The sequence below is a fragment of the Sphingomonas sp. P3_C5 genome (assembly GCF_056402635.1).
The window spans coordinates 469,701-495,507 of the sequence record NZ_JBFUHA010000003.1 but is presented as its reverse complement, the minus strand read 5'-3'; the positions used below and the strand labels follow the sequence as shown (position 1 = coordinate 495,507).

At 61.4% G+C, this 25,807-nt stretch carries 21 protein-coding genes and 1 pseudogene; 4 read left to right on the top strand and 18 right to left on the bottom strand.

Annotation, left to right across the window (positions count from 1 at the left end; genetic code table 11):
* The 3 genes and pseudogenes from AC1DVS_RS11335 to AC1DVS_RS11325 form a co-directional block, all read right to left on the bottom strand.
* Window positions 1-179 (bottom strand): annotated as a pseudogene (locus AC1DVS_RS11335) (IS630 family transposase); the annotation flags it as partial.
* 64 nt (window positions 180-243) lie between these two features.
* Window positions 244-1,452 carry a glycosyltransferase family 4 protein gene (locus AC1DVS_RS11330; RefSeq protein WP_478023000.1) on the bottom strand — a complete coding sequence of 403 codons (1,209 nt, stop codon included), beginning with the start codon at window positions 1,450-1,452 and terminating at the stop codon, window positions 244-246.
* A gap of 92 nt (window positions 1,453-1,544) precedes the next feature.
* Window positions 1,545-2,981, bottom strand: coding sequence for a lipopolysaccharide biosynthesis protein (locus tag AC1DVS_RS11325; protein ID WP_478022998.1), 1,437 nt, complete (start codon window positions 2,979-2,981; stop codon window positions 1,545-1,547).
* A gap of 16 nt (window positions 2,982-2,997) precedes the next feature.
* Here AC1DVS_RS11325 and AC1DVS_RS11320 point away from each other — a divergent pair, with 16 nt between their 5' ends.
* Together AC1DVS_RS11320 and AC1DVS_RS11315 are read left to right on the top strand one after the other, a co-directional pair.
* Window positions 2,998-4,242: an acyltransferase family protein gene (locus tag AC1DVS_RS11320; RefSeq protein WP_478022996.1), complete on the top strand. Its 1,245-nt coding sequence runs from the start codon at window positions 2,998-3,000 to the stop codon at window positions 4,240-4,242.
* A 68-nt stretch (window positions 4,243-4,310) separates the two neighbouring features.
* Window positions 4,311-5,453, top strand: a complete 1,143-nt coding sequence (locus tag AC1DVS_RS11315; protein ID WP_478022994.1) for an endo-1,4-beta-xylanase — start codon at window positions 4,311-4,313, stop codon at window positions 5,451-5,453.
* Window positions 5,454-5,466: 13 nt separating this feature from the next.
* Here the strand turns inward: AC1DVS_RS11315 and AC1DVS_RS11310 are convergent, their stop codons facing one another.
* From AC1DVS_RS11310 to AC1DVS_RS11250, 13 genes are all read right to left on the bottom strand, one after another.
* Window positions 5,467-6,135 carry a serine O-acetyltransferase gene (locus AC1DVS_RS11310; RefSeq protein ID WP_478022992.1) on the bottom strand — a complete coding sequence of 223 codons (669 nt, stop codon included), beginning with the start codon at window positions 6,133-6,135 and terminating at the stop codon, window positions 5,467-5,469.
* A gap of 150 nt (window positions 6,136-6,285) precedes the next feature.
* A complete protein-coding gene (locus AC1DVS_RS11305; RefSeq protein WP_478022990.1) occupies window positions 6,286-7,080 on the bottom strand; it encodes an FkbM family methyltransferase in 795 nt (264 codons plus the stop codon).
* A gap of 786 nt (window positions 7,081-7,866) precedes the next feature.
* Window positions 7,867-9,180: a UDP-glucose dehydrogenase family protein gene (locus tag AC1DVS_RS11300; protein WP_478022988.1), complete on the bottom strand. Its 1,314-nt coding sequence runs from the start codon at window positions 9,178-9,180 to the stop codon at window positions 7,867-7,869.
* Window positions 9,181-9,305: 125 nt separating this feature from the next.
* Window positions 9,306-10,463 carry a glycosyltransferase family 4 protein gene (locus AC1DVS_RS11295; protein ID WP_478022986.1) on the bottom strand — a complete coding sequence of 386 codons (1,158 nt, stop codon included), beginning with the start codon at window positions 10,461-10,463 and terminating at the stop codon, window positions 9,306-9,308.
* 70 nt (window positions 10,464-10,533) lie between these two features.
* Complete coding sequence (locus tag AC1DVS_RS11290) at window positions 10,534-11,493, bottom strand: aldo/keto reductase (protein ID WP_478022984.1); 960 nt, start codon at window positions 11,491-11,493, stop codon at window positions 10,534-10,536.
* Window positions 11,490-12,302, bottom strand: coding sequence for a WecB/TagA/CpsF family glycosyltransferase (locus AC1DVS_RS11285; protein ID WP_478022982.1), 813 nt, complete (start codon window positions 12,300-12,302; stop codon window positions 11,490-11,492). Before AC1DVS_RS11285 ends, AC1DVS_RS11290 begins: the two co-directional genes overlap by 4 nt.
* Window positions 12,299-13,936 (bottom strand): GMC oxidoreductase, encoded by a 1,638-nt coding sequence (locus AC1DVS_RS11280; RefSeq protein WP_478022980.1) that lies wholly within the window; start codon window positions 13,934-13,936, stop codon window positions 12,299-12,301. The genes AC1DVS_RS11285 and AC1DVS_RS11280 overlap by 4 nt, the downstream gene beginning before the upstream one ends.
* A gap of 237 nt (window positions 13,937-14,173) precedes the next feature.
* Window positions 14,174-15,043: a UTP--glucose-1-phosphate uridylyltransferase GalU gene (galU, locus tag AC1DVS_RS11275; RefSeq protein WP_478022979.1), complete on the bottom strand. Its 870-nt coding sequence runs from the start codon at window positions 15,041-15,043 to the stop codon at window positions 14,174-14,176.
* Window positions 15,044-15,311: 268 nt separating this feature from the next.
* The gene (locus AC1DVS_RS11270) at window positions 15,312-15,524 is read right to left on the bottom strand and encodes a hypothetical protein (protein WP_478022977.1); all 213 of its coding nucleotides are present in this window, start codon (window positions 15,522-15,524) and stop codon (window positions 15,312-15,314) included.
* 109 nt (window positions 15,525-15,633) lie between these two features.
* Window positions 15,634-17,277 carry a GMC family oxidoreductase gene (locus AC1DVS_RS11265; RefSeq protein ID WP_478022976.1) on the bottom strand — a complete coding sequence of 548 codons (1,644 nt, stop codon included), beginning with the start codon at window positions 17,275-17,277 and terminating at the stop codon, window positions 15,634-15,636.
* 12 nt (window positions 17,278-17,289) lie between these two features.
* Complete coding sequence (locus AC1DVS_RS11260; RefSeq protein ID WP_478022974.1) at window positions 17,290-17,931, bottom strand: gluconate 2-dehydrogenase subunit 3 family protein; 642 nt, start codon at window positions 17,929-17,931, stop codon at window positions 17,290-17,292.
* A 543-nt stretch (window positions 17,932-18,474) separates the two neighbouring features.
* Complete coding sequence (locus tag AC1DVS_RS11255) at window positions 18,475-18,897, bottom strand: c-type cytochrome (RefSeq protein ID WP_478022972.1); 423 nt, start codon at window positions 18,895-18,897, stop codon at window positions 18,475-18,477.
* Window positions 18,898-18,901: 4 nt separating this feature from the next.
* The gene (locus AC1DVS_RS11250; RefSeq protein ID WP_478022971.1) at window positions 18,902-20,470 is read right to left on the bottom strand and encodes a flavin monoamine oxidase family protein; all 1,569 of its coding nucleotides are present in this window, start codon (window positions 20,468-20,470) and stop codon (window positions 18,902-18,904) included.
* A gap of 743 nt (window positions 20,471-21,213) precedes the next feature.
* Here AC1DVS_RS11250 and AC1DVS_RS11245 point away from each other — a divergent pair.
* Both AC1DVS_RS11245 and AC1DVS_RS11240 read left to right on the top strand, forming a co-directional pair.
* On the top strand, window positions 21,214-22,944 hold the full coding sequence (locus AC1DVS_RS11245; protein WP_478022969.1) for an ATP-binding response regulator: 1,731 nt from the start codon (window positions 21,214-21,216) through the stop codon (window positions 22,942-22,944).
* Window positions 22,945-22,960: 16 nt separating this feature from the next.
* On the top strand, window positions 22,961-23,848 hold the full coding sequence (locus AC1DVS_RS11240; RefSeq protein ID WP_478022967.1) for a response regulator: 888 nt from the start codon (window positions 22,961-22,963) through the stop codon (window positions 23,846-23,848).
* 87 nt (window positions 23,849-23,935) lie between these two features.
* On the opposite strand, the gene AC1DVS_RS11235 is transcribed toward AC1DVS_RS11240, so the two are convergent.
* Both AC1DVS_RS11235 and AC1DVS_RS11230 read right to left on the bottom strand, forming a co-directional pair.
* Window positions 23,936-24,412 (bottom strand): Rid family hydrolase, encoded by a 477-nt coding sequence (locus tag AC1DVS_RS11235; RefSeq protein ID WP_478022965.1) that lies wholly within the window; start codon window positions 24,410-24,412, stop codon window positions 23,936-23,938.
* A 64-nt stretch (window positions 24,413-24,476) separates the two neighbouring features.
* A complete protein-coding gene (locus AC1DVS_RS11230) occupies window positions 24,477-25,667 on the bottom strand; it encodes an FAD-dependent oxidoreductase (protein ID WP_478022963.1) in 1,191 nt (396 codons plus the stop codon).
* Between the last annotated feature and the right edge of the window lie 140 nt (window positions 25,668-25,807).

Here is a 25,807-nt window from a genome sequence, read left to right as displayed (position 1 = left end):
TCACCGACGCCGAGCTCGGCCGCCACCTCCTTGCTTTGCAGGCCATCGGCGCAACGCAAGACGATACGGCAGCGCTCCGACAGTGAGCGCGCTACCCGATGGCGCCGAACCTGCCGCTCCAAATAGCTACGCTCATCTGCCGTCAAAATCAGTGGTTCAACAGCCCGACCACGCGCCATCCCGTTCGCTCCCGTCGTTCAGACAGGATCAGTCTACAATGTAACTTACTTCAGTTCCAGGTGACTAGCGCTGCAGCCCGTGCAGCTCGCGGTGATCACCCCAGATTTTGCCCAGCAGCGCTTGCGGGCTGAACGGCTCGACAACCTTGCGCACCACGTCGGGCTTGATCGTACCGTCGGCAATCAACGCGCGAACGTCCACCAGCCGCTTGGCCAGTTCCTCAATCTGATCGGTTCCGCGCGGCACCAGATAGCCGCTCACACTGTCGAGTACGACCGGCTCCAGCTGCGGCAGGTGCAGCGCAACGACGGGCCGGCCGGAGCTCAGCATCTCCATGACGAAGCGGGGCATGCCCTCGAATTCGGAGGTCAGGATGCCGACATGCACGTCCCGCATCAACGCGGCCACCTCGGCGCTTGATTTGCTGCCATGGCAGGTCGTGATGTCGCGGATCGCGGCGAATTCGGGGAACTGCTCGACGTCCCCATCCCCGACATAATGGAACCGGACATTCCCGCTGAGCTGCTGCGCTGCGGCGACGACGGAGAACATGATGTCGGGTCGTTTGAACCTGTCCATCCGGCCCGCATAGAGAATATCGAGCGTGTCGCCCGCCTTGAGCGGTGTCGGCGCGAAGGTCTCGGTGTTCGCCCAGGTCGTCAGCGTATCGAATTTCTTCCGGAGCATCGGATAACGCCGTTTGAACATCGCGGTCAGGTCCGGGTTGACCGCGTAGAATTTCTTGCCGGTCAGTGCGGCGGCGAGATCGGCCGCGTCACGGATATACCAATATTTGCCGAGCACGCTGCTCTGCTGCTGGCCCTTGCCGCCCCAGACATGAAGCATGGGAATAACCGGCACGCCCATGGTCCAGATGATCGGCGCATATTCGGAGCGATGCACTTCGGCGGAATAATTGCCGTCGCGCAGGATTTTGCGGATTTTGCCCCAGTTCTTCATCAACAGGCGTGCAAATGTCATGGTTTCAGAACGGGTTATCGTTCCGGTATAATTGTTCACCGAGTTTTCGAGGAAATACAGCGGGAGGAATTTGACCCGCCGGCCCCGGAATTCGATTTCCGTGATTTCGCCGATTGTCAGATCGCCGATCTCATCGGCGCCGATGAACAGGATGTCCATGTCGTCGGGATGGTAGAAGATATAGTCGCGAAAATAGGTCTCGATCCCGCCGACCTTTGAGCCGCGCGGATCGGCGCTGTTGAAAAGCGCAACATTGTATCTGCCGGTTTTGTTCGAGCCATTTGTCAGCAAAGCCAAAATCCCCAATTTTGTACCTATGCCGGTCGCGCCGGCCCTATCCTCAAATGCGTCCACGTCAGCAAGTAAAAAGCCAGATTGGCGGCCTAGGTTTGGCTCGCCGAACCTCCTGCCCGCAGCCGCCGTGATTGCAGCAAATTATTGATTTCGCGAGCATAACAGAGCCCAAGTACAATAACATAGGTCACGCCACCCACCGCGATGCGCAACGCCAATCCCCATATGTCGTGATCGACCCGTACCGCCAAAACCGCCAAGGCCATCGCAGCCGCGGCCAGGCTGACACGGGCCATCGCTGACCACGGCATGATCAATCCGACACCCCGCGCCATAACAAAAGTAGCCAGCATGCTTGTGGCGGAGGTGCCGGCGAGCGCAATTGCGCCGCCGACCGGCCCCACGAGCGGCACGATGACCACCACGAGAACCACAGCAATCACGGCCTCGATTACCGCGACGGTGGCGATGGGGTGCGTTTGGCCGTCAAGCAGGAAGAACTGATTCAGGAAATGCTGGCGAAAGCAGATGAACCCGCCCGCCAGGAGGGACCAGAGCATGATCGGTCCCACGGGGCCGCTCATTTGCCGGGAGACCAGCAGGTGCAGCACATCATAGGAGATCACGGCGAGCCCGACCAGCGATGCCGCAAGGATCGCGAACAGCAGCGCACCGTTGGCGGCGATCTGGCGCCGGGCTGCATCCATGTCACCAGCATTGGCCAGTCGTACGACAAGCGGAAAAGCGGCAGCGGTCACGATCATCGTGGAGACAACCGCCGCGCGATAGCCAAGGCCAAAGCCGAGCGAGTAAACGCCCGCAGCCCCCAGCCCAAGGAAATAGCTCACAGCAATTCGGGATGCGTTCTGCGTGACCCAGGACAAAACCCCGCTCACAATCAACGGGCTACCATAGGCGGCAGCGTGACGGATCAGCTTTAGATCGGGCACCCCAAGGCCGACCCAGCTGGCGTCGCGCACCAACCCCAATGCCACGCCCGCAAGCTGCGCGATCGCGAAACCCAGAAAGATAACGAACGCACTGCTGCCGAAATGCGCAAGTAGGCCGAGGCCAATGGCCAGGCCGAGCAGGGGACCGCTCATCGATACGAACGAATACCCCAGCACATCATGCCGAGCGCGCGCGCGCTCGCCTTCGTAGAGGTTGAGCGCCCTGCCGCACGTCGAGCCGGCCAGCACCAGCCCCGTGGCGAGGGACATGTGCGGGTCGATCGCCACGGCATAGATGGTCAGGGCAATCAGGACCTGGAGGCAGAGCGACGCCGCGACGATTGCTGTAGAGGTATAGCGGAGCCGCAGTCGGTCCGCCTCGGTTTCGGAGAGCTTCATCGAAAAGCGCTGTGTGTACTGATTCCAGAAGGCGATGAACGCGATGCCGAGGAATTCCTGGATCGATATGAACAGCGTCACCACGCCGATCACTTCGGGCGAGGCCAGATGAGACCAGACGATCAACTGGGCAAACTGGCACAACGCTGGAAGCAATTGCGCCGGCAGGTAGAGCATAGTGTGCCGGAAAAGCATGGCGTCCCGATTGATCTCCGCGCAGTCGCGGCAAAATGATATTGCAGCGCAGCATAAGGTGGTTCACTATGCGAAAGCGCGACGCGGCGCTACGGCAAAGTTCGATCCGCATCCGCCCGCCGGAGCGGTTTTTGAGGCGGGACGACACACAATGCAGCCACGGAATGCAGCTGGTGTGATGGCCAGGGAATTTTGGAGCATTCAATATCTTCGCGGCCTCGCTGCGACGATGGTCGTGATCTACCATCTCGGCCAACCGCTTGCGAGGATGGGCTATTCAGGCGGCTGGCCCTCGGGCTTGTCAGCTGGCGTAGACATATTTTTCGTGATCAGCGGCTTCGTGATGTGGGTGACCACGCGCGCGCGCCCCCTCAGCACCTCGCAATTCTATATCAAACGCCTGGTCCGGATTGTGCCGCTATACTGGATCATGACCAGCGTCATGCTCGCAATCCTGCTGATTGCGCCCACCGTCATGCAAACCTCTGTCTTTCAATTGCGCCATGTCGTTGCGTCATATCTTTTCTTCCCGGTGAAGAACCCGGGCAAGGAAGCGATGGAGCCGCTCCTGTTCGCGGGATGGACGCTCAACTATGAAATGCTCTTCTACGCCATATTTGGCATCTTCCTGATGGCCCGACCGACGGTGCGGCTGTGGGGGACCATCGCCGTGCTTGCCGGTCTCGTTGCGATAGGATCCTTGGCGGGCGTACCGAAACTGTCGGCCTTCGGCTTCTACACGTCCGATATATTGCTGGAATTCGCGGCCGGTATGCTCATCGGTGAGCTGACCCTTCGTCGCGACGGAGCTGCCGTATCGGGCATCCCGATGCCGCTCGCTCTATCGCTTCTTGTGGGCGGCCTCGCGGTTCTGTTGTGGAATCCGATTCCGCCCGAACTTACGCGTGCCATTTGCTTTGGGCTTGCGAGCGTCGCCATTGTCCTTGGTGCATTGGCGATAGAGCTCCAGGGCAAACTGCCAGGGTGGCGTTTGGCCCGCCTCATCGGCGACGCGTCCTACTCGATCTACCTGTCGCAGCTGATGACGATGGCAGCGTTCTTTTTTGTGTGGAAGCGGCTGCACCTGACTGCACTGCCAGGTGCAACGCTGCTATTCTCCATACTGGACGTTCTGGTCGCGGTGACTGGCGGTATCGCCTGCTACTTCCTCGTGGAACGTCCGCTGACCGCCCTGTTTCGCCGCCGCCGCCCCGCACCAATCAGCGCTCCGATTGCGGCCTGAGCGCTTTGGAACCTTTTCCCGTTCGCTCGGCTATTACACCATCGCCGCGGTCCAGGATGGAGAAGTTTATGTACGACCAAATCGGGCGGCGGGATTTTATGGCTGCCGCGGCTGCGGCGTGCGCGGCAGGCGTGACCGTCCCCTTCTTGTCGAATGTGGGAGGCTCGGATTCGCCCCTGCCGCCGGTGTCGGGCACGTTGCGCGAGCGCGCCGATCGCAAGGGCCTGTTGTGTGGAACAGCCGTCGCTGCGGACCAGCTGGAAAATGATCCGCGGCTGCGCGCGACGCTGCTCGCCGATGCCAATGTTCTGGTCAGCGAGAACGAGTTGAAATGGGGTCGGATCCAGCCAACGCCGGATCGGCCGCTCGACTTCACGCAGGCCGAGAAAATCTACGATTTCGCCGTCAAGAACCAGATGGCGATGCGCGGCCACAATCTCGTCTGGTGGGAATCCAAGCCGCCATGGGCGGCCGAACGCGTTGCCGCGATGTCATCAAAACAGACCGGTGATTTCCTGACCAAATATATCACTGAGGTCGTCAGCCATTGGCGCGGCAGGCTGATTCAGTGGGACGTAGTCAACGAGCCGATCGGCGCCAACGATGTCATTCTCGACAAGATGTTCGGCCCCAAGCTCGGCGAGCAATATATGGATCTCGCCTTCGAAGCGACCGCCGCCGCTGATCCATCCGCCCTGCGCGTACTCAATCAGGATCTGATCGCGCAGGATTGGTCTTATGAGACGCGTCAGCGCGATTCGACGTTGCGACTCCTCGAGCGGATGATGAAGCGGGGCGCTAAAGTCCAATGCCTCGGTTTCGAGGCGCATCTGACCACCTCGTTCGGTCTTTCGGAGATCAACTGGCGCCGCTTCCTCGACGAAGTGACCGGCATGGGGTTGAAGCTCATGATCACGGAGCTCGACGTCAACGATAAGGGCACGCTCGGAGGCGTGCCCGCCCGAGACGCCCGGACCGCCGCGCTGGCAAAGGACGTGCTCGACATCATGTTCAGCTATCCGGCGTGCCTTGGCGTCGTCACCTGKGGTCCGGCGGATCGCTATAGCTGGCTGCGCAAGATGGCTGACCGGCAGCGCAAGGACGGCTCACCGCTCCGGCCGACCCCGCGAGACGACAACTACCAACCCAAGCCTCTGTGGCAGGCGATGGCGGGCGCGCTCGACCAGGCCGCCCCCAGGCCAAAGACATGAATTCGCGCTTGGCTTAACCCGCCTCACCGCTAAGGTCGGATTGTTCGCTCGGCCGAAGCTCCCGCGCCGGGACGCCGGCCAGGATCGCATCGGCGGGGAATGATTTGCTCACCACTGCATTTGCACCGATGCGGACACGATCACCAAGCGCAATGGCGCCGATCAGCTTCGCGCCCGGCCCGATATAACAATCGTCACCCAGTTGCGGAACGCCCGTCGCCTTGGCCCCGATAACGGTGCACGGATGGAGCCGGCAGCGTGCGCCTACCCGCGCCTTGTCGTTTACGACGATCGTGCCCCAGTGCACGATGCACAGACCGGGCCCAAAAACATTGGGTGGAATCGAGAAGCCCAGCCGGATGCCGGCACTTCGGGCGCGATGGCGGAAAAAGAGCGCAGTCACGCGTGATAGCGGTCCCCTGGCGCGATTGATCATGAATTCAGCGCGCCGCAACTTTCTCTGCCAGGCCAATGTCGGATATTTTATCGCGTGCCATGGTCGCCACGAGACAAGCGCCGGATCAAAGGCCCGCATGTCTTCGGCGAGATAGTGTCGATAATCAGCCTTGGTGCGGATCGTCATCAGTGGGATACCATAGCGGAGGGGTTGGACCAGATTGGCGATCAAACGCGGTGAATACCAGTTCTCGTTGATCGAAACCTGCACTCCGCACTGAACCATCGATTCCGATGCTGGCGCAACGTTAATCCGCGCAATCGTCCGAAGTACCGACTCGATTCAACCCTATCGGGCTTTGCCATGGCCCGGCCGGATTCGGTGGGCGCTCTCGCCCATAGTCGGCACAGTCGAAAAGCCGCCGCTCAGCCCAGCCTAGGCGGCCAATTTGCCAATCGTGGTTTTTAGTGTCGCCACTGATTCCGTCGGAACGAACAGAAAATTGTTGATGTAGCGCCCGGACTTGCCCGAATAGCCAACGCTCTCGATCGGCTGGTCGCGGGCTGGAGAAAACTCTTCCAGCGGACGCAATTCACCGTCCGAAAGATAGAAGCCGCTGAACCCCTTGGACGCAAGATACGCTGGTATCCTGGAAGTGGAGCCGGGATTGTGGCGCTCCTCGGTCTCGATCAGTAGGTTCGGCCTGCTCTCCAGCAGCTTGCTCGCACCCTTCAGAACGTCTTCCTCATGGCCTTCGACGTCGATTTTCAGGAAGCCCACATTCTTGAACTCATAGCTGTCGAGGGTTTTCAGCGGAACTTCGATCTCTTCGATTGTCGCGTCGGTGCCGCTTGAAAGGTCCAATCTATTAGTCGGCGCGATGGTTGCCCAGGAGTAATTGCCGCGGGGAAAGCGGATGACTGCGGCCCCTTCCGCGTCGGAAAGCGCGACATGCTCGAGGCGAATCCTGCCGCCATAGTTTCGGCGCAACCACCGCTGCATCGGGGGCAACGGCTCGAAAGCGACGACATCGCGCGTGATCTTCAGCAAATGGTGAACATACAGGCCGCGATTTGCTCCGACATCGATCGCGATTTTTCCAGCTGGCACCAGGGCGGGGAGAAGTCGGATTTCAGGTTCGCCATTCGTGTAGCGATTCAGATAGCGGGAATTTGTGATGCCAGGCGCTAGGGCATTCAAGACACGACCGATTTGCGTCTTAACCCACATAGGCTTTCCTCATGCTGGTCTACCCCCACGCAATCGGCTGCCACCCCAGACTTGTGTTCTTGCTTGGGCGCCAGTTTCCTGAGGACACATTCGGGTAGATCGAGTGGAGCGTTAACCCTGAACCCCGGCGTCACGGATTGGTTCCAGCCTTTTATGCCCCGCCTGACGACGGCGATGATATCATCTGAATCGAAGCACGGCACGACCACGCGAAGCCGCGAATCAGGCCGGGTGCCGGGTGGATTCAACCCTGTCTAGGCCTTGCTATGGTCCTGCCGGGATACGGCCGGCCCCACTACGTTGTCAGCGCAAGCGAGATACCGCCGCTCAGCCACCGGCGAGCTCCCTCACCGCAGCGCAATCGGCGCGGCGCGAAAAAGGAACTATAAAAACGTGATTCTCATAACCCTATACTTGACTGAAAAGCATAGCGACAGCTCTGCCTCGCGGCCTTGCAAGAGTCATTCACCAAGAAAAGTTGGAAAATCGCCTCGCTCGAGCCTAAATCGCCGACTCGACTGCCGGCAGTTTGAAAATGCGAGTATAGACGTCGACTCGCATAAATGCCGTCTCGCGACTCGCTCTACTTGGTGTCCGACACAGGGGATACCATCACTAGCCTTAGCAACCCGGCGCAACCGAAATTTTAGTTCTGATATACTTGCATATCGCAGCCGGTTTTCGGCAGCGAATAATGCGAGACATCAAGCCTTTCAATTCACTGCCGAATACGACTCCGCCGGACCGAGCGCCGCATCCATACGGCGCCCGCTCCGGCGATATCGTTCAGTTGGCTGGCATACCGATGCCGACCAGCGTCAGACCGGCGCGCTGCACTTCGCTCGCGGGGTAGACATTGCGCAGATCGACAAGCAACGGGCTCTTGAGAAGGCTCGCGATGCGGTTGAGGTCGAGCGCACGGAACTCGTCCCATTCCGTCACGATCACCAGCGCATCGGCGCCGTCGGCCGCGGCATAGGCGCTTTCTGAGAACTCGACGCCGGTCAGCATCTTCTCGGCCTGCTCGACGCCCTCGGGATCATAGGCCTTCACCTTGGCGCCCGCGTCCTGCAGTGCCGCGATGACCGAGAGGCTCGGCGCGTCGCGCATGTCGTCGGTATTGGGTTTGAAGGTCAGCCCAAGCACGCCCACGGTCTTGCCGCGCACGTCGCCACCCATCGCCTTGATTACCTTGCGCCCCATGGCGCGCTTCCGGGCGTCGTTGACCTGCACCGTCGCCTCGACGATGCGCAGCGGCGTCTCGTTGTCGGCCGCCGTCTTGAGCAGCGCCAGCGTGTCCTTGGGGAAGCACGAGCCGCCATAGCCCGGTCCGGCATGGAGGAACTTGCCGCCGATGCGGTTGTCGAGCCCGATGCCCTTCGACACCTGCTGGACGTCCGCGCCGACCTGCTCGCACAGGTCAGCGATCTCGTTGATGAAGGTGATCTTCACGGCCAGGAACGCGTTCGCCGCATATTTGATCAGCTCGGCCGTGCGCCGTCCGGTGAACAGGAGTGGCGCCGACTGGTTCAACGAGAGCGGGCGATAAATGTCGCGCATCACCTGCGTTGCCTCGGCATCGTCGGTCCCGACGACGACCCGGTCCGGCCGCTTGAAATCGGCGATCGCCGCGCCTTCACGCAGGAATTCGGGGTTCGAAACCACCTTGGCCCCGCTGTTCGGCGCCTTCGCCGCAATGATGCGCTCGACTTCGTCACCGGTGCCGACCGGAACCGTCGATTTGGTGACGATGACCGAGTTCTTGGTCAGCACGCCGGCAATCTCTTCTGCGGCCGCGAACACATAGGAAAGGTCGGCGTGGCCGTCGCCGCGCCGGCTCGGCGTTCCGACAGCGATGAAGACAGCGTCCGCATCCCGCACGCCTTCGGCCAGGTCGGTCGTGAAGGTCAGCCGGCCCGCGCGCACGTTCGAGGCGACCAGTTCAGCCAGGCCCGGCTCATAAATGGGCATGACATTCTGGTGCAGCAGCTCGATCTTCCGGACATCCTTGTCGACGCACACGACGTCGTGGCCGAAATCGGAGAAGCAAGCTCCCGACACCAGGCCGACATAACCCGTTCCAATCATCGCAATGCGCATACGGAAATCCCCAATCTCAAGAAGCCATCTCGTTTAAATAGACTTTGCTGCAGTGCAAGCGCTTCACGACAAAATATGTTGCACTGCGGCACGAATTTGGTTCGCGGCGCCTTTACCATTCGGCGTCAAGCGGAACGCGACGGCCCCTCGTCGACGAGGGCCGGCTGGGTCGTTGTATGACGGTCTCGCTTGATGCAGGCGTTCAGCGCGGCTGCCAGCGCGGAGGCACAGCGGCTCCAGTCATAATCGGCGCGGACACGCGCGGCTGTTTCGGTGCGAGAGGCCCGGAGCGCAACGAGGTCGCAGGCGCGCAGCCACTCGACCGTTTCCTCGACTGTGTTGGCGGCGCCCACGACCTTGCCGCAATAGGTTTCGACCATGTCCCGAACGCCCGGCAGTTCCAGCGCGATCGGCGTCGCCGAGCACGCCATCGCCTCGAGGACGATGAGTGGATAGGAATCGATACGGGACAGATGCACGAGGACGTCCGACTGGCGCAGATGATCGAGAAGCTCGGCTTCGGGCACCCTCCCCAGCACCAGCACCTGATCACCCAGATCGCGTTCCGCGATCATCGCGTGCAGCCGGTCCATCGTCGCGGCATCCCCGATTCCCGTGATCCGGGCGGTGAACGGCACTCCCATGTCGCGCAGCCGGCCGCACACCTCGACCACCATGAACGTGCCCTTCCCTTCGGAGAGCCGGCTCGAATGGATGAGCTGGAGCTCCGGAGGCATGGCCGCGGTGTCGGCGAGCGGCGCTGTCAGCACCTCGAGCGGCAGGAAGTTCCGGATCAGCGAGCGTGGAAGCAGCCGCGGCAGGCCGATCTCGACTTCCTGAGTCCAGGAAATCAGCGCCAGGCGCTCGGCGAGCCGCAAGGTGCGTTCACTGATGCGGCGCAGAAAGCGGTTGGATTGCGAGCGCCAGTTACTCCCGAGATGCGGCGTCACCATCACCCGCATGCCCAGGAGGCGGGCAGTGATGAGATAAAGGAGATCGGGAAGGTTCACATATTGCAGCCAGACGATGTCGGGCCGGTTTACACGCCGGTGCGCGGCGAGCTGCGCCAGGCCGTGGAAAAGCGCTGGCAGCCGGCGCATCGTGAGATAGGCAGTGCTCGCCGCGATGCGCTCGCTCTGCCATGCCCCGCCGGCAGCCCGCAGCGCCTCGGCCGCACGATCGCAGAACGCCTCGACGCCGCCGAGATGATCAAGCGATCCCCCGACGACCAGGACTTTCCTCGGAGCCGACGGCCCCTCCACTTTCTCTTTGCTCCCAACCAATTCGCGGCGCTCCCCCCCCGGGTTTCCGTCGCCCATAGAGCAGTCTTGCCCGGACATGATCAAGGCATGATTATGCATCGGCCGCGTCCATATCGCCCCGGCGCGAGACCAGCGCCGCGATGCGGGCAATCGCAGCACCGTCGCGCGTTTTCGCCAGCCGGGCCATGTTTGATTCAAGATGATGCGGATCGAACATAGACATCAACACCACGTCGACGCCCGATTCGACAAAGGCGAAATCGGCGAGAAACGCTTGCGCCTTTTGGCGGGAGGTTCCCGCATAGCCGCCGTCATCCATCGCGGCCGCCACATCGGCGCGGGTATCGATCTGTCGCGCGATGATGTCAGCCATGCCCTGTGCACCGAAGACGCTGTGTGTCACGATCCTTGGATCCGAAGGCAGCGCCCCCCCTGCCCGCAACCTCGCGACACCCCGCTCGAACGGGTTATTGGCGACCTGCACGACCGTGTAGAGCGGCGATGCGCCAAGTCCGGCCAGCGCGGCTTCAGGCGACGAAGCAATGGAGAATCGTTCCACCTTGCCCGCCGTCCGCAACGTGTCGAGCGCGGCGATGATCGTCAGGTCAGTCACTTCGGCAGGCGTCGCGTCGTGGAGCGCGAGCACATCGATCCGGTCGACGCCAAGGCGGATCAAGCTGGCGTCGACGCTTTGGCGGATCAGTTCCGCCGACAGCGGCTGCTTCATCGCGGCGGGGCGGCGTGCCTTGACGGCAGAGCGGAGCCCCGGCGCTATCTCGATCGCGAAGCGGAGTGCCGGGCGCAGCATGCGCTTCAACGGCGATACATGGCCCGGCAGGATTCCCACCTTGGTGCAGATCGTAATGCCGGGAAGGTCGGCACGCGCGAACTCGCCAAGCACCGCTTCAGCCGCGCCATCGCCATAGGACGGCGCGACATCGAACCAGCGAACGCCCGCCGCGTAGGCACGCCGCAACGCTTCGCCACTGGCCTTGACGGATTTGCGCGATCCCATGGACGCGCATCCCAAACCAAGCGCCGGCGATGTCATGACCCGGGGTCCCCGTCGGCCTGAGGGTGGCGTCGGGTTACGAGCTTGAAGGCAAGCACGGCCGGCTCGACAAGATAGCGGTAGCCAAGCCGCCGCGGCGAACTGGCCAGCCGGTGCGCCCATTCCAACCCCATTCGCCCCATCCAGCGCGGCGGCAGCTTCTGCACGCCGACCTGATACTCAAGATAGGCACCCGTCGGCACAAGCACCGTGGTCTTCACCCGCGACTGGATCCGCTCGATCCACTCCTCCTGGCGCGGCATGCCCATGCCGACAATGACGACATCATGGGCACGCTCGTTCATCCACTCCAGAATTGCCGTCTGTCGCGACCCAGGCGTGTCATCCGAAATGTCGAAAAAACCATCAACCCCATCGATATCGAGACCGGGGATTCGCGCCCGCAACGTCGCCAACCCTTTTTCGAGGGTTTCGGGTGTCGTGCCGACATAGCCAAACTTCCAGCCAGCCGACTGGCCGAGATGGAACAGGCGGTCATAGAAATCGAGCGACGTCACCCTTTTGTCACGCGTCAGGCGATGGCCAAACAGGTTGGCCATCATGACGATCGGCATACCGTCGATCATCACCTGCGCATCGGGCTGCTTGAGCAGCCGGGCCATGGCGGAGTTCTCAAACATGACCGCCATCGCGTGCACATTGAGGTTCGCCATGACGAGGCGACGTTTTCCTGCGACTGCCGCGGCGATCTGTTCGATCACCTCATCACCGGTCAGTGGATGGACGCGGTATCCGAGAACCCGGATCTCGCTGGGAGACGCCAGCTGCGGTGTGCTCACATAGTTCATTCCGCCGCTCCTGCGGTCGTGAGTATCGAAACCTGCGCCGGCTGCTGAAGCTCAGCTGCGAGATGATCGGCAAGGCGCAAGGCAAGCGCTATCGCGGTCAGTGTCGGGTTGGCCTGGCTCGAGGTTGGCAGGACTGACGTACTCGCGACATAGAGGTTGGATGCGTCGAAACTGCGCAAATCGCCATCGACCACACCGCTTCGCCTATCCGCACCCATGCGCGTCAGGCCGATCTGGTGCGTCCCGTGCATGGCTTGAGCAAGCACGGCCGCATGTCGCTCCGCCTTCGGCATACGAAATTCGAGCCGTCCGATGCCGCTTCGCACAAGCCACGCTTCGAGCAGGTCATGTGTCCTGACAACTGAATCGACGTCCTGCTCGCTGAAGCGCAGGTCGATCTCCAGGGAGGGAACGCCGAGGCGATCAGCGCGACCATTGAGGCAAACGCGGCTCGTCGGAGCGGGTGCGTGTTCGGAATGGTAAGACAAACCGTATCGGTTAGCCCTGTTCAACACAAAGAAACCAGGCTGGCGATATTTGCTGAAGTACCGCCTTTGCAGGAACCGTGCGGCAAAGCTAACTGCACTCGGCACGCCGGTCAGCACGTTTGCTATGTGCGCGAGAAACTGATCGGGCGTGTCGGGGATGTGACGGCGCCGGATAGCTTCGGCCGTAATGAGGCGGCCCAAAGGACCGTAGCTCAAAGCGAGGAACACCATCGACAGGATCGAACTGCGATGCCGCGGATCGGCAACCGGCGCCACCACCGGCCAGAAAGCAGCATTGAGCAACTGGTGCTCGCGCTGGGTCTCGGCACTCGGGACCAGGCGTCGCCGGACATAAGATCCGCCGTCGATCTGGAAATCGAATGCCCTGGACAGGGCGGGCGAACTGAACACGATATCGGCGATTTCGCCCAGAACATGCCCCATATAATAGCGCCCCAGCGGGCCGTCTGCGCCGCCGAATCGGTTCGCTGACTGACACTGAGCGCTAAGCAAAAGGCGCGCGGTTTCGAGCCCGCCCGAGGCGAGCACCAGAGATTTGACCGGAACCTCCACCCGCTCCCCACTGAGCGAGTGGGATACCTCCAAAACAGCAACACGGCCATTTTCGGCAAAACGGAACCCGGTAACCGTGGTCAGAGAGCGAACCTCCAGCGTCGGTTCCGAGCGGATCGCCTCTTTGTGGATGACCTGCGCACTTTGAATATTCGCCCAACGCTCAAGCGTGTCGGCCGAGAAGGTGGAATCGCCTGTCGGATTCAGCGTTGGTTCGGATTTGAAGACCGCCTCGCCCGCGCATGCCGCGCGTAACGCGGGCGCCCAATAGGGCGCGACATCTTCATAGGCGAGGGGCCAGCGCGCTGCGACGAAAGGGCGTGCTTCGAAATCCACGGGGTCGAACGGCAAGCAGCGCGCACCCCAAAGATTCGAAGTGCCGCCCAGGCGCCGAGCGACCGCAATGCTCATGTCGTCATGCCTGCTCGGGTCGGAAAGCGAAGCGTCAGACAGCGCCTGTATCGAGGCATTGCCACCGACCGACCCTGATTCGAGCACGAGAACCTTTATGCCGCGCCGCGCAAGGTCGGTCGCCAGCGCGAGCCCGACAGGGCCGCTGCCAACGACGATCACATCCGCAACCGTCTCTCTAAGGCCGGCAATGCCTTCCGTCAGCATTGGGTTCGCCCTCGCACATCACTTGGCGCCCCACGACCGCTGCGGTCGAGTGCCACTGCGTCGGGATTTTGCTGCGCTCGATCTGGAACTGACAGTGACATCGAGGATCTATTCGCCTCCCGGCAGGCTGGGGTTCTTCGGTGGAGCACTCCACACGTCACGGCTCGAGGGAGCACATGCGGCTTCGCGAAATCAGATACTTTGGGTCCGAATAAAATCGCGGACAGCGGGTCCCACGTCGGGTCGCGATAAGGCGAGCGCGATGTTCGCCTGGATGTACCCGGCTTTATCGCCGCAATCGAAGCGCTGGCCGCCAAACTTATAGGCATGGAAGGGTTGAACGCCGATCATTTTGGCCATCGCATCCGTCAGCTGGATCTCGCCTCCCGCACCTTTTTCCTGTGTCTCTAAAACCCGCATGACATCGGGCTGGAGAATGTACCGACCCGGTATCATCAGATTCGACGGCGCCGTTCCGAGAGGTGGCTTTTCAACAAGGGCTGTTACCTCGACCAAAGGGCCGGTCTGTTTGCCCGGCGATATGATCCCATAGCGATCCGTTTCGGCGCTCGGCACTTCAAAACCACAGACCAGGTTTCCGCCTACCTGATTATAAGCATCGACCATCTGTTTCATGCAGCCCGGCTGACCGATCATCAGCTCGTCCGCGAGGAAAATGGCGAACGGCTCGTCGCCCACGATGTCGCGCGCGCACCATATCGCATGGCCGAGGCCGACCGGCTCCTGCTGGCGGACATAAGCCACGGCACCGGGCTTGAGACGCGTCTGGTGGAGCAGTTCCATCGACTTGCCGCGCTGCCGCATCGTCGCCTCAAGCTCATAGGCAATGTCGAAATGGTCCTCGATCGCGGATTTGCCGCGGCCGGTCACGAAGATCATCTGCTCAATGCCGGCTTCCAGCGCCTCGTCCACCGCGTACTGGATCAGCGGACGGTCGACGACCGGCAGCATTTCCTTGGGAAGCGCCTTGGTCGCAGGCAGAAAGCGCGTGCCAAGGCCTCCAACTGGGAAAACGGCTTTGCGAAGCGGCTTAACGTTCATTCAGACACCCCTGATGCAAAAGCAGCCTAAAATAATTTGTGCAGCGCAGCAATATGAATGTGCGTGCCTGGCCGGGACAAATCTCTCTTGCGGCAGGAATTTCGGGCGAGTGGCGCGCGGCGGCTCCTGGCGCCGCGACAGATTCGACGCCTGCGATTGCGCAACGCAAGGTAAGGTTAACTCGAGGAGTTGACAGAGATAATGTTTAGCTGGACCACCAGCGGGTCAGCGCATTGTGCATATTAGCGATGGGCCGATAACTGAAGCGTCACTCGCGTCCGATGAACAGAGTGCCGTCCGGGGATGCCATTATGGGAGCACGGGTGTCGCTTTGGCTGGTTCGAGAAGTTTTCGATGCCGTTGATGTCGTTCGCTGGTCGGCGAACAGCTTCGAGTAGTTGATCTCCATTTGATTGAATTCCGACACGTCCAGAATATCATAGCTGCCCCAGGCATGAGTAGAACCCACGCTGTCGGACATGATTCTCACGGGTGATCGGAAGCAGCGTGTCCGATCGCGCATCCGAAACCCACGGCGACTGTCAATCAATCTGTCGTCACTGCCGCTGAACCGCGTTGTTGAAACGATCTCAAATTTCGCCGGCACGCGCGAATTTGGCGATGTGATCCGCGGCGCGGAAAGCCAGCGCTTCGATGGTCTGCGTCGGCTGACCGCGGCCGGACGTCACCATGCTCGAACCGTCGCAGAGGAAGAGGTTACGCACGTCGTGGGTGCGATGATATTTGTCGATCACTGACGTGGACGGATCGTTGCCCATGCGGCAGGTGCCGAGCAGGTGGACGCCGCCAGTGGCCGCGCCGACATCGCCGGCATCGATCTGCTTGGCGCCGGCCGCGTCCATGATCTCCACGGCGCGCTGGACCAGCCATTTCGCGTGCTTGATATCGTCTTCATGGTCCTTGTAGGTGACCCGCATCGCCGGCACGCCCCAGGCGTCCTTCAGCTCCGGATCGATATCGATGCGATTGGTCTCCTGCGCCAGCGACGTGCCATGCCCCGAGCAGTTCATCCAGTATGTGTAGGATTCGAGATATTCCTTGAACGCAGGGCCCCAGGTCGGCGTCCCCTCGGGCACGCTCTGGCCCCAGGTCAGCGGGCCGCCGGAGCGCGCGTCGAAGCCACCGCCACCGTAGAAGCCGCGCTTGGGATCGGAATCGTAGAAATCGTGAAGGACACGCGTGACGTTGGCGCCCTTATACTCGTTGAGCGGGTTCTCGAACCGCGCCGCCGCGCCGCCACCCTTGTTGAACATCAGATAGCGACCCACCGCCCCACTGGAATTGGCGAGGCCATCTGCGTTGGTGCCCGAATTGAGCAGCAGTTTCGGGGTCTCGGAGCCGTTGGCGCACACCACCACGGCGCGCGCGTTCTGGAACTGCTCCGTGCGGTTGCGGTCGAAGTAATGGACGCCGGTGGCACGGCCGGCGCGATTCATGCCGATGCGGAACACATAGCTTTCGGAGCGCACCTCGCAGCGGCCGGTGGCCTCCGCTTCGGGGATGACGGTCCATACGGATGACGATTTGGCCATCACCTCGCAGCCAAAACCGCCACACAAACCGCACTGCGCGCAGGGCGGGCGGCCTTTGTACATCACCGAATTGATCGCCATTGGCGCAGGATACGGGTGCAAGCCGAGCTTGCGCGCGCCGCGCTCGAACAGCACGCCGGACGATTTCACTGGCAGTGGCGGCATCGGGTAGGGCTTGCTACGCGGCGGATCGAAGGGGCTCGAGCCGGCGAGCCCCGAGACGCCGACTTCCCATTCCACCTTGGTGTAATATGGCTCGAGTTCGGCGTAGGTGATGGGCCAGTCAACTAGGCTCGCGCCCGCGATGGGTCCGAGCCGGCTGCCCTCGATGAAGTCGATCTCGTGCAGACGCCAGAAGTTGGCATTGAAGTGCGCACTGCTGCCACCGACGATGCGCGCGTACGTCAGCGGGTTCCTGCCGGCCACGCGTTGGGCCTTCTGGCTCGGATCGCTGCGGAAGGTCTGGGGATTGGTGGCCGGGTTGTTGGTAATCCCGGAAAGATTGCGGTACTTCAATTCATCGTGCTCGAAGTCTTCGGGCGCCATGCGCGGGCCCTGCTCCATCACGACGACGCTGTAGCCGGCGCGCGATAGCTCCCGCGCCATGATGCCGCCCGAGGCGCCAGAGCCTACGACGATGAAATCGACTGTTTCACTGGTCTTATATGTCTTGCGCGGCATGGGGCGGCTCCGTCAGGCGGTGTAAGGCTTGGTACCGGGATAGGGCTCGAACCCAGGGTAATCCTTGTCGTAATAGCCGAAGGGGGGCTCCCAATAATGGTTGTCCTCCACGCCGAGCAGCTTCCAGCCAAGGTTGTCGCGGTTGCCGCCATATTTCGGCAAGGCGATCAGGCCGAGCACGGTGAGTCGCCGTACCGCGGTGAAAAAGGGCGTCTTCTCGACCTCTTGCAGCCAGGCGGTCTGCTGCGCCTCGGGTGCTTCGGAGAATGGCTTGTCGGCACCATAGCGCGTGGCATAGGCGCCCGCGAATTCGGCCAGGCCCTTGCGGAAGGATGGCAGCTGCGCCGCGAAGAAACTGCCAAGCGCGTTATCGATGAAATAGATGACGCGGGCGTCCCGAGCGCCTGGCGTGGCGCCGCCGGGCACGATCCGGTTTGCGATGGCGTCGACTTCGGCCGCTTCGGCGGGGCTCAGCGTGGTGAGTGTGGTGGGCGGCGCTGTCATGTCAGCCATGTTATGGCCGGCGTGACCGGCATGGCCCGCATGCTCGGCGGCAGCCGCGATCTCCGGCCAATTCATGGCAATCCAGCTGGCGCTGGCCAGGCTACCTATAGCCGCCAGGAATTGGCGACGCTGGGGGATCGGTTGGTCCATGGGTCACTCCGAAACTGGCTTTGAACGCCACCGATTTCAGAGCACGCCATTTCCGGCCGGGGAATACGCCAAACTGCGCATAGACTGGTAAGCTGTGCGGATGGCGCCAACGGATCCACGCGGCTCCAATGATCGGCTTCATAGCCAAATTGGCGCGATTCCCAGATCATGGAAAGGAATTGGGCAAGCCCGTGGTCGCCAACTAGGGCAAACATCCCATAGTCCTGGCAACAAGGTTTGGCTGACGGGGAATGATCCCCTCTATAATGTGATGAGCAAGGCTGACAGCCTGTTCTATTTCGCGAATGGGCGGCTCACCCATTCCGACTGGCAGGAGAGGCGTACTGTCCGTCCGTCCCTAGGTCGCGGCGATCGACACGCGCCTCCACGAGGCCAGGGTTTAGCGTCTTTCCGGTTCAGGCGCTGCCGGTCGCATCTTCCGCGACATCCGTGACGATATGATCCCGAACTCGTTCGAGGCCACTTTCAGGCCTATCCCAAGGGAGCGAAACAGGCGCATCGAACATGAGGGCAGGGTCCCCGTCAGCGCATCGCCTTGACCTCGTCCGCAGTCAGCACATCTTTGTATTTGTTGCCGAAATGGGTCCGCACATGGTTGACGACGTCGGCAACCTGCTGGTCGGTCATCATGCTGCCGATCGGCGGCATGCCATTGAGACCGTGCAAGACGACATAGGCAGGATAGGTTTTGACTGCGAGCTTCTTGTTGCCGGCGAGTGCCGGGTAGGCGCCGGCACCGACGGCACCCTTGGCATCGGACATGTGGCAGGCGGTGCATACGCGCCGGTACATTTTCTCGCCGGTTGGTTCACCGAACTGACGCCCGGTGAAGGCGCCGTCCGGATCAACGCTGGGCACCGCGGGAGACGACTGGGCAACGGCGACCGTCACCGCACTAAGCGCGACGGCGGCTATGGCCATGAACGTGAAGATCTGGATTTTCATGGTCTTAGCTCGCCTGAACACGTTGATGGAGCCGTGTGATCGCGTCGATTGCGGAGGTGATGCCGCCTTCCTGCCAGCCGCCATAATAAGAGGCATGTTCACCGGCCAGCATGATCCGCCCGTCCATCGTACACAGGTTCGTGTAGTGCTTGGCGCGGCTTTCCTCAGTCCATGTGCCGAAACACCCAAGTACCCACGGTACGCGATGCCAGCCAACGGCAACACCGTTCATGAACTCCGCCCTGTATTGCGGGTGGATCTGCGAGCCCCATTCCAGCGCCCGCGCCACGCGTTCCTCCGGCGGCAGCGCGGTAAGCTCGAAGCCGGCGGCGCCGCCGGTATAGGCGCCGAGCAACACGCCCGGTCCCTTGTCACCATATCGGCTGCTTGGGTAGCTGATTGAGCCGATCGGCAAATCGGTGGCGGTGATGCCGCCATAGATTTGTTCGTCCTGCTCCCAGAAACGCCGCTTGAACTCCAGCCCGACCTTGACGCTCGTCGAATAGGGCACCGCGCGGATCGCGGCCGCCAGCTCAGGGCCGACGTTCATGTCGATCTGCGCAAGCACCGGCAGCGGGATAGTACAGATGCAATAGTCAGCGCTGGCCGTCATCCTGGCGCCGGTCTTAGTGTCGACATAGTCGACAGTAACACCCTGCTCACCCTGCTTGATCGCGGTCACCTTGCTATTGAACCGCACGAGATGGCCCATTGCCCGCTCGAAGCCCCTGCCGACCTGGATCATCCCGCCGACCGGCTGGAAGATGGTGAATTCATGATCCCACTGCAGGTTGCCGCCGATGGCGCGCCACATGCCCGACTGGAGCACCGTCTCCACCGACATCGGGTCGGAAGGGATTGGCACCGCGCTCAGGCCGCCGCCCGGTTCCTTGTCCCAGCCGCGACGGTTGCTTGAATCGCGCCCCTTCACATAGCGAAAATTCTTGTCGAGCGCGCCCCAGCTTCTGAGTGACTCGAGCAGGATCTCGCCATCTTCCTTGGCAAGCGTGTCAGTGAGCGCGCCCTTGTTTACCGCCTTGGCCAGCAATTCGCCGACATGGCCGTAGTAATCGGCCTGGATATGGCGATAGCGCTGCGGCTTGCCGCCGAACTTCTTGGTGTCGTGGACATAGGCGTTGTAGTTCACCTGCATGAACGGTTCGAGCCCGACGCCCAGTTCATGGCAGTAATGGATCAGGCCGTGATGGTGCCACGGGATGCGCCATGGACCGGGGTTGATGTAATTGCCGGGCGCGAACTGGCAGTGCTGCGTCGCGCCGCCGAGCTCGGTAAAGGTGTCGCCGCCCTGCAGCGTCCAGGATCGGCCGCCGACATGGTCGTTATATTCGAGCACCTTCACCTTGTAGCCCGCGCGACTAAGCTCCAGGGCCGCAGTCGCGCCGGCGACACCCGCACCGAGAATCAGGACCGACTTGCCCTTGGCATCGCCGCTGAGCTTGACTGGCCCCTTGAACGTCGACGCCTGGGCCTGCCCAAAGCTGTTCATCGCCATGTACATGGCCGAAGCCCCGGCGGTCTTGCCGATGAAGGCGAGAAGATCGCGCTTGCTCATCGGTGGAATGATGTTGCCTGTCATAATCCGTTTCTCATGCGCGGCGCCCCCATCTCGACCATTTCCCGAACGGCTCGACCCGGTCCCATTCCACTGGGTGCGCGTCCAGACGAGGAAATCGCCTTCATTCTTTGTACGGCCATTGGTGGTCGATCCGAGCGGTGCGTCGATACGCTATTTGGCGTATCCCCACCTTCCGGCGTCATATCCGCGCGCGTCTGGTCAGCGCTGTCACCCGGCCCTACCTCACGGAATGAGACCCGAAATTTGCGCGTAATTTTATTGCGCCATTAAATAACGTTCCGTTGGCTGGAGTGCGTCGAGTCCAGACAGAGTTTCAGAATCTTACGCTGTTCAAATCCCATTTTGATCCAGGGAACAGCAGCTATCACTTATAATAAGCCCGGCTCGTCGAGTCGGGAATCACTTCGGAGTCATTGCGGATCTGTGATATAAGATATTGTGAAACAACACTATTCTGCACAGCAGAGGTGTTTCCGCGGATCAAATGGCTCAAGCGTTTTGGACATAATCCGCGAGGATTCAACGCGCTGAATCACACGCCTTGCGTTTCGTTTCGCTGCAGTGCACAATAAACTCGTAGCGTACGGCCATGAGTCGCGCGCTGCCGGGGGTCGAAACAAGACGATGACGCATCGCGACAGGGATGGGTCCGGCGCTTCACGCGACGGTCCTTTGCATTTTTGTAGTTTGCACACGCGCTCCAATGGATTGGGCGCGCAGTGAGCGTGCACGTTCGCCGGATTCAGCCCCCGCGGCGAGTACAATTCGGCGCGCGTTTACGCGGACTGAAACTGGCGGCCGAAGGCTGGCGTCTACTGGCCCTGCCGGTGTTGATATGCTGCCTCGCGGCGACCGCCCTTGCGCTGGTCATCGGCGCCGAAAGCTCTTCTGATGGCGACACGCCACTGCATTTCGCCGCGGCCGTTGCGTTGTTAGCTATTGCTGTGGTTTCCGTCGTGGCGCATCGGTTTCGCGAGCGTGGGAAGCCAGAAGGCGCGACTGCCGAATTGGCGTTCGACGACCCCTCCCCGTTTCTGCAATTGCTGCGCGACAAGGAGTCCGCAGAGGCTGCCAATGCCGCCAAGAGCCGCCATCTGGTGAGTGTCAGCCACGAGATACTGTCACCGCTCAACGCGATATACGGTTACGCGCAGCTGGTGGAACGCGGGGACGGGGTAAGTCCCAAAGAGGCTGCCCGGGTCATCCGGAGAAGCACCGAGCATCTGACCAGCCTGGTCGAAGGCCTGCTCGATATATCGCTGGTCGAAAACGGCGTCCTTAGCCTCGAAAGCGACACCGTTCGTCTGGTCGCGTTTCTCGATCAGATAGCGAGCATGTTTCGCCCCAGCGCTATAGCCAAGGGATTGAAATTCAATTATGAATTAACGGGCAGACTGCCCGAGTCCGTTCGCATGGACCAAAAACGGGTGCGGCAGATACTGATCAACCTGCTGTCCAACGCCATCAAGTTCACCGCTGTCGGTTCGGTCACCCTGCGGGTTTCCTATGCCGCGCAAATCGCCGTATTCGAAGTCACCGACACTGGGCCGGGAATAGCACCGGAAGATCGCGATGCAGTCTTCGAGCGCTTCGAGCGCGGCGGGGATGCCAAGGCGCACGTCCAGCCGGGTTTTGGCCTGGGGCTGTCGATAACGCGGGCTCTTGTCCAGATCCTAGGCGGCAATCTGGAAATGGAGAGCGAGGTCGGCAGCGGAACCCGCTTTCGCGTGACCATGATGTTGAGCCACGTTGCCGGCCAAATGATGGAAGCGGCGCCAGCCTGTCGCGTGACCGGTTATGAAGGTCAACGTCGCTCGATCCTCGTCGTCGATGACGACATTCAGCAACTGGCGCTCATGCGCCACCTGCTCGAATCGCTCGGATTCGATATTGCGACAGCGCCGAACGGTGAAACCGCGATCGACCTGTGCAGAGCGGCGCCGTTCGACCTTGTAATTCTGGACGTTTCGATGCCGGGTCTCTCGGGTTGGGAAACCGCGGGACGCTTGAGATCGCAATGGGGATCGTCGCTGCATATCGTCATGCTCTCCGCCAATGCGCTGGAAGCTCGCCAGCCGGATGTCGGAACACGGGCGCACGACCTGTTCATCGCGAAACCGTTCGAGATCGAGGAGGTGATCGACGCGATCGGGGCGCAGCTCGATCTGCACTGGCTTCGCGACGTTCCAGATGAAAGCGCGCCACATACCGACACCGCGTCCGATCAGCCATTGATGCTGTCGGATGCCGCTCTGCTGCATGTCGCGCGCCTGGGGGACCTTCTGCGCATCGGCCACGTTCGTGGGATCGAGGCTGAAATAGAGAAGTTCGCGGCCGCGGCACCCGACGCCCAGGCCGTTGTAGCGCGCCTCTATGACTGTCTCGACCATTTCGATCTCTCCGCACTCTCCAAAATGCTGGAAAACATGTCCGATGGGCGGCTCAACTAACCACAGGGACACAGTATTGATCGTCGATGACGAGCGTGATTCGCTGCGTCTGATGACTGATGCACTTGAAGCCGCTGACATTACGGTCCTCATCGCCACCTCCGGGGCCGCAGCATTGCAATTGCTGGCACATATTCCGCCCGACCTCATCCTCATGGACGCCGTGATGCCGGATATGGACGGGTTCGAGACGACGCTGGCGATCAAGAAAAATCCGAAACTTGCGCATATTCCCATCATCTTCATGACCGGCCTGACCGCGAGCGAACATGTCGTCGAGGCGTTTGAGGTTGGCGGTGTGGATTATGTCCGCAAGCCCGCCAACATCCAGGAGCTGCTGGCCAGGGTCCGTGTGCACGTGGCGCAAGGGCGCGCCCAGCATGCAAGCGTCGCCAGCCTCGACGCGACGGGGCGCCTGATGCTGGCAACCGACACACGCGGCCGGTTTCTCTGGTGCTCGCCACTGGCTGAACGGGCGATCACGCGGATCACGCCCGGTTGGAGCAAGGATGACGTGATGTTGCCCCTCCAATTCAGAATGGCCGTTGAGCGCCTGTTGGCACGGCGCGCGATGGGGGTGAGTTCCGTCCGGATCGAGCAGCCAGTAGGAACGCTCGAACTCGTCCTGATCGCGCAGCATCGCGAGAACGAAGTGCTGATCCGCCTCAACGAACTCAATCCCGATGAACATGCGGCGCAGTTGAAGCTGCGACTGCAGATCACTGATCGGGAGGCCGAGGTCCTGCTTTGGCTAAGCTATGGAAAGTCCAGCGGCGACATCAGCGACGTTCTCAGCATCAGCCCGCGGACCGTGCAAAAGCATCTCGAGCGCATCTTCGAAAAGCTGGGCGTTGAAACTCGCTCGGCGGCGGCGGCCATGGCGATTCGCGCCATCGACCAGTGACAATACCGGGCTCGGGGCCGGGTTCGGAGCCGGCGTCGGGACTGACGGCCGGTTTTCGCCGGCCGTCATCCAGCGATTTCCCGGCCGCTATTTTCCCGGCTTTTTAGCGGCGATCGCCTCTATCTCGATCAGGAAATAAGGTCCGACGAGAGCGCCCACCTGAAAGGCCGAGCGTGCGACCGTCTCGGGATTCTCGGGCGTCTTGAAGTAGGCCTTGAAGCCTTCATTGACTCCGGCGAAATCCAGTTTGCCAAGCTTGGGGTCAGGGGCGATGAACAGGGTGAGCTTGACGAGATCGGACATGGCATAGCCTTGTTTCGCCAGAATCGCCTTGATCTTGCCAAGGACGCTGATCGTCTGGGCCTTGCTATCACCCATCTCATCAAGGCTCTTGACCTCGCTCATGGGCTTGGCGGGATCGAGGGGGGCGGGAAGCTGTCCGGACACGAAGAGCAGGTCGGTTCCAGCGCTCACCTTCGCCGCTTCAAGAATCAAGGCCGAGGGGTTGCTCGTGATCCTCGCTACCTGTGCCTCGGCTTGCGTGGCCGGTATCAGGGCAGTCACCAGGGCGGCAAGGGGCAGAATCTTCCTAAGCATGAACGTTCCTTCCGGGATAAAAACGGGTGCGCTAGCCGGCTGCCCCGGCCTTTGGCGCGAACATCAGCGCGGCCGCATCGATCGCCTCGTGCGCCGCTGCATAATCGGGCGATTCATTGTGATCGTTGAAGCCATAGGTTTCATCCGAACCGCCCGGCTGCACCACGATGCCGTCGCGACGCGCGAGGACCGAGAGATGATTATATTGAACGCCGTAGTTCACGCCGGCCTGTGGCAGCAGCCAGGCGATCTGGCCGCGCACCGGAATTACGCTCTCATCCTTGAGCAGGTCGCGTGCGCCAAAGCCGGTGCAGTTGATGATCGTCTTTTCCTTGATTTTGGAAAAATCGTCCGGACCGTGCAGATCGAGCGGCACGAAACGGCCGCCAGCAAGCTGAAAATCGCTTTCGAGCTGGTGGAAATAGTCGGCGACATTATACATCAAACTGGTCGTCTGACGGACAAACGGCGCGCGAAATGGATGCATGCCGGCCGGCACCGCCTGTTGGGTCGGCGTGAGGTCCTTCACCAACTCCTCATAGTCGACAAAATAGTCGGTGCCGCCATTCGGCATGGTTATGGGCGTATGCGGCCGTTTCTCGAAAGGCGTGTCCGACAGCGAATAGCGGTCGACCCATTCCACCGGATTACCCGGCAGCCCGAGAAAGCTCTGGTAAATGGCGAAGGAACGCCGCGCCATCCGCTCCCATTTCTCGCGAAATGCAGCGTCGGTGGCTCCCTCCATCGCGACACGGCTGTGCGGTGACCAGGTCCCTGTCGCGCGTGCCGAACGGATATCGGGGTAGCGCGCCTTGGTGTAGACAGTGACCTTCGCGCCCATGCGCTGTGCCGTGATCGCCGTCGTCATGCCAATCGCACCGGCGCCAATGACGGCGATTTCCCTGGCACCCGTCGCAAGCGCCAGCGGCACCGCCTCCGCCGCCGATCCCCAGGACAGTGAAATGCCGCTGCCGCCGTGCCCGTAGTGATGGAGGACATGCTTTGCACCGAACTGCTCCATTTCGATGCGTGGACCTGCTGCGCGAAACGGCCGGAGGCAGACGGTTACCCGAAAAACGCGATCGGGCCGCGCGATGATCGGTGTCAGCCCCGGCGACGGCACGAAGGCGCCGGCCTGTGCCAGCAATCTGCCGGGTCGCAACGCCGCAAGGCCAGCCGCCCCCACGAGCCCGCCGCGCAGAATCTCACGACGATCGACCATTTTGGTCCTCCGCAAAAGCGTTTCGCTAGGCTGTATCCTAGTCGCGGCGCGGCGAAACCTCGTACGCAAATCGGCGTATGGGCAAGGCAGGGCTTTTAAGGTGAGTTGAGCCGCGCGGCACAAAAACAGGTCCACCAAGG